Source organism: Actinomadura sp. BRA 177, from assembly GCF_013372625.1.
Taxonomy (GTDB): domain Bacteria; phylum Actinomycetota; class Actinomycetes; order Streptosporangiales; family Streptosporangiaceae; genus Spirillospora.
In genome coordinates this window covers 1-6635 of record NZ_JABXFD010000401.1, presented here as the reverse complement: position 1 = coordinate 6635, position 6635 = coordinate 1, and the positions used below count along the sequence as shown (strand labels likewise).

6 protein-coding genes and 1 pseudogene are annotated in these 6635 nt (G+C 73.0%); 4 read left to right on the top strand and 3 right to left on the bottom strand.

Annotated elements, in window-relative coordinates; all coding sequences use genetic code 11:
- The 3 genes and pseudogenes from HUX53_RS23940 to HUX53_RS23930 all read right to left on the bottom strand — a co-directional run.
- Nucleotides 1-574, bottom strand: a pseudogene (locus HUX53_RS23940) (hypothetical protein); the annotation flags it as partial.
- 63 nt (nt 575-637) lie between these two features.
- Nucleotides 638-2419 (bottom strand): ABC transporter ATP-binding protein, encoded by a 1782-nt coding sequence (locus HUX53_RS23935; RefSeq protein WP_176405473.1) that lies wholly within the window; start codon nt 2417-2419, stop codon nt 638-640.
- Nucleotides 2416-4203, bottom strand: coding sequence for an ABC transporter ATP-binding protein (locus tag HUX53_RS23930; RefSeq protein ID WP_176405474.1), 1788 nt, complete (start codon nt 4201-4203; stop codon nt 2416-2418). Before HUX53_RS23930 ends, HUX53_RS23935 begins: the two co-directional genes overlap by 4 nt.
- 149 nt (nt 4204-4352) lie before the next feature.
- Here HUX53_RS23930 and HUX53_RS23925 point away from each other — a divergent pair, with 149 nt between their 5' ends.
- The 4 genes from HUX53_RS23925 (at nt 4353) to HUX53_RS23910 (ending at nt 6561) form a co-directional block, all read left to right on the top strand.
- Entirely contained in the window at nt 4353-5039 is a 687-nt protein-coding gene (locus tag HUX53_RS23925; RefSeq protein ID WP_176405472.1) for a TIGR03085 family metal-binding protein, read from the top strand.
- A 248-nt stretch (nt 5040-5287) separates the two neighbouring features.
- Nucleotides 5288-5494 (top strand): cold-shock protein, encoded by a 207-nt coding sequence (locus tag HUX53_RS23920; RefSeq protein WP_018657218.1) that lies wholly within the window; start codon nt 5288-5290, stop codon nt 5492-5494.
- 111 nt (nt 5495-5605) lie between these two features.
- On the top strand, nt 5606-5980 hold the full coding sequence (hisI, locus tag HUX53_RS23915) for a phosphoribosyl-AMP cyclohydrolase (RefSeq protein ID WP_176405471.1): 375 nt from the start codon (nt 5606-5608) through the stop codon (nt 5978-5980).
- Nucleotides 5977-6561: a TIGR02234 family membrane protein gene (locus tag HUX53_RS23910; RefSeq protein WP_176405470.1), complete on the top strand. Its 585-nt coding sequence runs from the start codon at nt 5977-5979 to the stop codon at nt 6559-6561. The genes hisI and HUX53_RS23910 overlap by 4 nt, the downstream gene beginning before the upstream one ends.
- Nucleotides 6562-6635: the final 74 nt, after the last annotated feature.

The window sequence follows — 6635 nt, the reverse complement described above, 5'->3', positions numbered from 1 at the left end:
TCAGATGTGTATAAGGGGCGGGTGGAGGCGTGGCGCCCCCCGCCCCCCGCGGCTGCGGCGCCGCCCACGCCTCGATCACCGGGTTGTGCCCGCCCGGTATCAGCAGCGCCAGATCGGCGTCGTCGCACCGGGCCGCCACCAGCTCGTCCAAACCCGCCGTCAGTGAAGGGTCCGCAAGGTCGATGAGCTCCACGACCGCGTCGAACCACTGCGCGCCCTCCTCGGCGTACCGGCGCAGCGGCACCGCCGCCTCCCGCCGGGACAGCCGCACCAGGTCCGCGAGCACGCCCAGCGCCAGGTCGACCCGCCAGTCGTCCGGATCGGTGTGGTCGGACGGGTCGAAGAGATGCTCGCCCACCGGCCCCGCCGGCAACTCCAGATCCACCATCAACCGGGCGTAGTACAGCCGCCGCGACTCGCACTGGCGGTCCCACCGCGGATCCCGCCGCACGCAGGCGTACACGTACTCGCCCGCCCCGCGCATGTCCGCCGCGCGCCGCGCGGCCCTCCCGAGCCCCCGCTGCAGCTGACCGTGCAGCGTGCCCGCCGATTCCAAGACGACCTCGTTGCTCACCCCGCCAGAATGCGCACTGGACCAGATAACGGGCAAGTGCTTTACCCCAGGCAGTCGTGTCCGTCATATCTCGCGCTGGGCGATCCAGGAGGCGTGCAGGTCGGCGTAGACGCCGGGTTCGGCGACGAGGGCCGCGTGCGGGCCGCGCTGGACGACGCGCCCCGCCTCGAAGACGATCACCTCGTCGGCCGCCTCGGCGGTGGAGAGGCGGTGGGCGATGGCGATCGCGGTGCGGCCCCGGGTGACGCCGTCCAGAGCCCGCTGGATGCGGACCTCGGTGGCGGGGTCGACGGCCGAGGTCGCCTCGTCCAGGACGAGCAGGTCCGGGTCGGCGACGTACGCGCGGGCCAGGGCGACGAGCTGCCGCTCACCGGCCGAGAGGGACTCGCCGCGCTGGCCGACGGGCGTGTCCAGGCCCTGCGGGAGGCCGTCCAGCCAGTCGGCCAGGCCCAGCTCGGTGAGGGCGAGCGCGAGCTCCTCGTCGGACGCGCCGGGCCTCCCGTAGCGGATGTTGTCGCCGAGGGACGCGTCGAACAGGAAGCCGTCCTGCGGCACCATCACGATCCGCTCCCGCAGGGACGAGAAGCGGACATCGGTGAGGGGCACGCCGTCCACGAGGACGCGGCCGGCGGCCGGGTCCATGAGGCGGGTCAGGAGCTTGGCGAACGTGGTCTTGCCGGAGCCCGTCTGGCCGACGATCGCGACACGGCTGCGCGGCGCGATGTCCACGTTCACGTCGTGGAGCACGCGCGGGCCGCCCGGGTAGGCGAACCCCACCGACTCGAACCGCACCTCGATCGGGCCGCGCGGCAGCGTCTCGCCCGCGTCGCCCGGGTCGGCGACGTCCGGGGCGGTGTCCAGCACGCCGAGCACGCGGCGCCAGCCCGCGATCGCGTTCTGCGCCTGGTTGAACACCTCGGTCGCGGTCTGCATCGGGCTGACGAACAGCGTGACGAGGAACAGGAACGCGATCAGCCGCCCGGCCGACACGTCCCCGGCGATGCCGAGCAGCGTCCCGGCGATGACGACGGCCCCGGTGGCCAGGGCCGCGACCAGCTCGCTGACCGGGAACGTGAGCGCGACCATCGCCTGCGCGCGGGTCTGCGCCGACCGGTGGGCCTCCACGGTCTCGTCCACCCGGCGGCCGGTGCGCTCCTCCGAGGCGTACGCGCGGATGACCGGCGCGCCCACGACCGACTCGCCGACGGCTGCCAGCAGGTCGCCCATCCGCTCCCGCACCGCCATGTACGCCTTCGACAGGATCCGCTGGAAGCGGCGCAGCGCGAACGCCAGCGGCAGGAACGCCAGCCAGACGAGGAGGGCCAGCTGCCACGAGTAGACCAGCATCAGCACGCTCGCCACGAAGAGCTGGCCGATCGACACGATGAACATCAGCCCGCTGGACTGCATGAACTGGCTGATCTGGTCGACGTCGCTCGTCACGCGCGACACCAGCGCGCCCCGCCGCTCCCCGCTCTGCGTCAGCATCGACAGGTCGTGGACGTGCCGGAACGCCTTCACCCGCAGCCCCGCGAGGCCGCCCTCGGACGTCTTGTACAGCCGCACGTTCATCAGGTACGCGCACACGGCCGTCACCAGCACCGCGCCCGCGCACACCAGCACCGCCGTCCGGATGAAGGCGATGTCGGGGCCGCCCGGGCCGCCGAGGCCCTTGTCGATCGTCTGCTGGACGGCGATGGGCACCACCACCCGGCCCGCCGTGGAGACCAGCGCGAGCGCGATCGTCCCGGCGAGGCCCGCGCGGAACTCCGGGCTCAGCAGGAACCCGCGCTTGAGGGTGCTCATCGCGCCCTCGGTCGTCGACGTCGTGTCCAGAACCGTCATGCCAGTGCCTCCTCGCCGCCCTCGACCGCCTCCTGCTCCGCCTCGGCACGCTCGTAGGCGTTGACGAGGTTGCGGTAGCCCTCCGAGCCGTCCAGCAGGTCGGCGTGGGCGCCGCGCGCGACGACGCGGCCGTGCTCCATGTAGACGACCTCGTCGGCCAGCGCGATCGTGGCCTTGCGGTAGGCGACGACCACGACGGTGGAGCCGCCCGCCTCGTCCGCTTGGGCCTCCCGCAGGCTCTGCAGGATGCGCGCCTCGACCTGCGGGTCGACGCTGGACGTGGCGTCGTCCAGGACGAGCAGGCGAGGCCGGCGCACCAGCGCGCGGGCGAGTGCGAGCCGCTGGCGCTGGCCGCCCGACAGCGTCGCGCCGCGCTCGCCCACCTTCGTGTCGAGCCCGTCGGCGAGGGCCGCGACGAACCCCTCGGCCTGAGCCAGGCGCAGGGCCTCCCAGACGCGCTCGTCCGGCACGTCCAGGCCGAGCGTCACGTTGCCGCGCACGGTGTCGTCGAACAGGAACGTCTGCTGCGGGACGAGCGCCGCGGTCGCCGCGATCCCGCCCTGCCGGACGTCCCGCAGGTCGACCCCGTCCAGCAGGACCGAGCCGTCCGCCGGGTCGACCAGCCGGACCAGCAGCGAGGTCAGCGTCGACTTGCCGGAGCCCGTCGGGCCGACCACCGCGACCGTCCGGCCGGGCGACGTCGCGAACGACACGTCGTGCAGGACGGGCCGCTCCGCCTCGGTCTCGTAGGCGAACCGGATCTCGCGGACCTCCAGCCCGGTCGCCTCGCCGGAGCCGTCCAGCCCGTCCTCGCCGTAGGGGAGGGAGCCGCTCGCGTCCAGCACGCCGCGGACCCGCTCCCACCCGACGACGCTGCGCGGCACCTCCCCGAGCACCCAGCCGAGCGCCCGGATCGGCCACGACAGCAGCGTGAACAGGTAGGCGACGTTCACCAGGTCGCCCGCCGACATCGCGCCGGCCTCCAGCCGCAGCGACCCGATCAGCAGGACGGCGAGCACGCCCAGGTTCGGCAGCGCCTCCAGCACCGGGTCGAACAGCCCGCGGATCCGGCCGACCGCGATGTTGGCGTCCCGCAACTGCTCCGCGCGCTCGCGGAACCGCCGGGTCTCCGCCGTCTCCCGGCCGAGGGTCTTGACCACCAGGCCGCCCTCGAAGCTCTCGTGCGCCACCTCGCTGACCTCCGCGCGCAGCTGCTGCGCGCGGGTCGCGACCGGCGACAGCCGCCGCTGGTACACCACGTTGATCAGCGCGACGGCGGGGAAGACCAGGAAGCCGACCGCGGCCACCACCACGTCCGTCACCAGGATCGACACCGCCGAGATCAGCAGCATGAACACCACGCCGACCGCCATCGGCAGCGGCGCGATCGGCGCCCACACCGCCTCCACGTCGGCGTTGGCGTTCGACAGCAGCTGCCCGGTCGGATGCCGGTGGTGCCACGCCAGCGGCAGCCGCAGGTACTGCCGGGTCACCGCGCGGCGGTAGGACGCCTGCAGCCGGTACTGCATCAGGCCCGCGTAGAACCGGCGGCCCGCGACGCCGAGCGCCTTCAGCACCGCCACCGCCATGATCAGCGCGGCGGCCCCGGCCAGCGCCCCGGCCGTCGTGCGCCCGGACTCGAACGCCGGCAGCACCACCTCCTGCGTCGCCCAGCCCAGCACCTGCGCGGTCGCCACGGTCATCGCCGCGTACAGCGCGCTCGCGAGCACCGACACCGTGAACACCCGCGGCTCCGCCTTGACCGCGACCCACAGCACGCGCATCCCCTCCCCGAGGACGTGCGGGCTGACGCGTCTCGACGCAGGTGGCACGGCGACTCCTTGATCACGGCGGGGGGATCTGCCCGCACATTGCCTACCATCCGGGCGCGGTGCTTATTCCCGGCCGTCCCGCCGCGGCCTACGATCGGCGCATGAGCACCCCCGAGGACGGCGGCCCCGCCGGTCCCGGTCCCGTCCGCCGCGAGCGGCTGCTGCTGGCCGCCGCGCTGGCGGAGGCGGGGCCGGACGCGGCCACGAAATGCGCCGGCTGGACCGCCCGCGATCTGGCCGCCCATCTGGTGGTCCGGGAGAACCGCCCCGACGCCGGCCCCGGAATACTCCTGCCGCCGCTGGCCTTCTACACCGAGCGCGTCCGGCGCCGCACCGCGCGCGCCGTCCCGTTCAAGCGCCTCGTCGAACGCTTTCGGGACGGACCGGCGAAGTTCTCGCCCTACGCGCTTCCGGGAGTTGACAAAAACGCGAACGGTGTCGAGTTCTTTGTGCACCATGAGGACGTCCTGCGCGCACGCCCCGACTGGGAGCCCCGGGACATCTCGCCGGAACTCGCGGAACTGCTCTGGCGGCGGATAAAAATTGCCCGCTTTGTCCTAAGAAAGGTTCACGTCGAGGTAACGCTGGTGCAACCGGACGGCCGGAGCGTCCGGGTGCCCGGCCGCGGCCGGGGCGCGCGCGGTAACGCCCCCGGGGCCGTCCGCGTGCACGGCCCGGTCGGTGAACTGGTCCTGTGGGCGCTGGGCCGCCGGGACGTCGCCGACGTCCGGCTCACCGGGGCGACGGACGCTGTCAAGAGCCTGACCGAGACCGGTTGGAGTCTTTAACGGCCAGGTAACGGCATGGTTCGCCGGGAGGCGAATCGCGTGCCTTGCGGCTCCTCCGCTTTACGCGGGAGCGGTGATACTGTGGGCCCGTCGGTTGCAGTCGTGGTTCTCGATCGTGCAGACGCCCGCGGACTGATGGCAGCGGGCGTTTTGGCTTTTCCGGGACCGTACCGGGAGGCGAGAGCGTTCCGCAGCGACCGCACGGGCCCGCGAGGTGTGGGCCCAGGTTTTGCCGCAAGGAGAAAGACATGCCCCAGCAGGGCACCGTGAAGTGGTTCAACGCCGAGAAGGGCTTCGGATTCATCGCCGTGGACGGCGGCGGCCCGGACGTCTTCGTGCACTACTCGGCCATCCAGTCCTCCGGATACCGCACGCTGGACGAGAACCAGCGCGTCCAGTTCGAGGTGACGCAGGGTAACCGGGGTCCGCAGGCCGACCAGGTCGTCCCCCTGTAACACCCGTAGTCGTACGTCTGGGCCCGTTCCCCCTCCGCCGGGGGAGCGGGCCCTTTCGTCCGGCAGGGGACCGCGTTCATGCCGGACCCCGGGCGCAATAAACTTCGGGTCATGTCCGCACCCACGTCCAATCTGGACCCGAAAATCGCCGCACGGCTCAAGCGCGACCCGAACGGCCTCGTGCCCGCCATCGCCCAGCAGTACGACACCGGTGAGGTGCTCATGCTCGGCTGGATGGACGACGAGGCCCTGCACCGCACCCTCACCACCGGCCGCTGCACCTACTGGTCGCGCAGCCGGCGGGAGTACTGGGTGAAGGGCGAGAGCTCCGGCCACCAGCAGTGGGTCAAGTCGGTCGCGCTGGACTGCGACGCCGACGCCGTCCTGGTGAAGGTCGACCAGGTCGGCGGCGCCTGCCACACCGGCGACCGCACCTGCTGGGACGCCGACGTCCTCGACGCCGCGGTCGGGGAACGGCCCGCATGACGCCCGGGCGTGAACGCGGTCTCACGGCGCTGCTGTGCGCCGCCGGTGCCGGTCTCGCCCTGCTCGCCGCCGGCCGCACCTGGGCCACCGCCGAGGCGAAGGACGCCATCACCCCGTTCTCCCAGACCCTCACCGGCGGCGACCTCGGCGGCGCGGCGGGCGCCCTGGGCTGGGCGGGCCTCGCCGGCCTCGCCGCCCTGTTCGCCACCCGCGGCCGCGTCCGCGCGGCCGTCGGCGTCCTCATCGCCCTCTTCGGCGCCGGAATCGCCTACGCCTCGACGATCGCCGTCCAGCACCAGAACGTCCTGGACGCCGCCGGCGACAAGAGCGCCCTGCTGAAACTGGGCACCGACCCCACCCTCCACGTGAACCTGTGGTGGCTGGTCTCCGTGACAGGCGGCATCCTCCTCATCGCCGCCGGCCTGATCACAGCCGTACGCGGCACCCGCTGGCCCGGCATGTCGTCCCGCTACGAACGCACGGGGACTCCCGCGCCAAAGGAAACCGCTCCAGAAGACCCGTCGGCGATGTGGCGCTCCCTGGACCGCGGCGAGGACCCGACCGCCCGGAACCGCCCGTGACCACCGACGGCGGCGGCCTCGTCCTCGTGGTCGAGCACGACCCGGCCGTCGCCGTCGGTGGTCACGGGCGGTTC

Excerpts from the sequence above, each read along its gene's own strand:
- HUX53_RS23935 (WP_176405473.1), bottom strand. The coding sequence starts at position 2,419 with ATGACGGTTCTGGACACGACGTCGACGACCGAGGGCGCGATGAGCACC.
- HUX53_RS23930 (WP_176405474.1), bottom strand. The coding sequence starts at position 4,203 with ATGCGCGTGCTGTGGGTCGCGGTCAAGGCGGAGCCGCGGGTGTTCACG.
- HUX53_RS23925 (WP_176405472.1), top strand. The coding sequence starts at position 4,353 with ATGAGCACCCCCGAGGACGGCGGCCCCGCCGGTCCCGGTCCCGTCCGC.
- HUX53_RS23920 (WP_018657218.1), top strand. The coding sequence starts at position 5,288 with ATGCCCCAGCAGGGCACCGTGAAGTGGTTCAACGCCGAGAAGGGCTTC.
- hisI (WP_176405471.1), top strand. The coding sequence starts at position 5,606 with ATGTCCGCACCCACGTCCAATCTGGACCCGAAAATCGCCGCACGGCTC.
- HUX53_RS23910 (WP_176405470.1), top strand. The coding sequence starts at position 5,977 with ATGACGCCCGGGCGTGAACGCGGTCTCACGGCGCTGCTGTGCGCCGCC.